At 44.3% G+C, this 1,013-nt stretch carries 1 protein-coding gene; it reads left to right on the top strand.

The window, feature by feature from the left end:
• The coding region (locus QT996_RS28545) for a transposase (RefSeq protein WP_333050870.1) at window positions 1–1,013 on the top strand (1,013 nt) is incomplete at both ends.

The raw sequence follows: 1,013 nt of genomic DNA, 5'->3' as shown, positions 1-1,013 counted from the left end.
TTAATTACGCCCAAGCATTAGTCTATACCTTGATGGATTTAATGCCAAGCAAATATCAACAAAAAAGTCTGCGAGCCTTGCTAGGTCTATTTCTGGAAGCAACAGGACAAAGTTTACCTCAGCATTGTCAAACAGTAAGTGCCAGCGCGATTAGTCGCTTCCTCAATCATTATCAATGGTCAGTGCGGGCAGTAATTCGAGTGGTGCGAACCGAAATTATCAGGCAAGTCAAAGCCGAAAGAGGGGTTGGGAGGCGACCAATTTTAACTGTAATTTTGGATATGACCACCTTGGAAAAAGTTGGTAAGTTCTCAGGCTTAGGGAAACTAATTAGAGTCTATAATGGTAAACGAGGATTGCACCTCTTAGTCCTCTACATACTTGTGGGAAGAAGTCGAGTACCTTGGGGGTTCCGAGTCTATCGGGGCAAGGGAGAGTTGGCGCCAATAAAACTCGGTCAAAGATTGCTAAAAACTCTGCCAAAAACCTTAACAGCACATTATGAAATTCGAGTATTAGGTGATAGCGCATTTGGCAGTATAGAAATGCTCCAATTGGTAAAAAAACAACCACGTACAAGTGGTATTTTTGGGATTAGGAGCGATCGGAGGTTGGCAGATGCGCGGCAGGTAAACCAAGGACTGCAAAGGGGTCAGCAAGTAGTGCTGCAAGGATTAAACTTTCCAGTCACCCTGTCTTGGTATTGGCTCAAACGGGATGATGGCAGTCTCGAAAAACGCTTTGTAATTTCGACAAAACCTTTATCGGCTGTCTACATTACTCGACTCGGTAGAAGACGTTGGCAGATTGAAGGGTTCTTTAAAACAGTGAAACATCGGTTTGGTTTGCATCGGTTTGGACAAAGCACTTTATTGGGAGTTTATCGGTGGCTAGTATTATCTTTTATTGCCTACTTTCTCGCCTTCTGGGCATATCTAGCATCGCGAAAAACTACCTTGCCAGATTGGGGAGACGCGGCGCTACTGGCGAGAGAAACTTTGTTGGCCTCTCTA

The sequence above is a fragment of the Microcoleus sp. S13C4 genome (genome assembly GCF_036700865.1).
Lineage (GTDB): Bacteria > Cyanobacteriota > Cyanobacteriia > Cyanobacteriales > Microcoleaceae > Microcoleus.
Note: the sequence above shows the minus strand (reverse complement) of the source record. Positions and strands in the feature narration are given on the sequence as shown.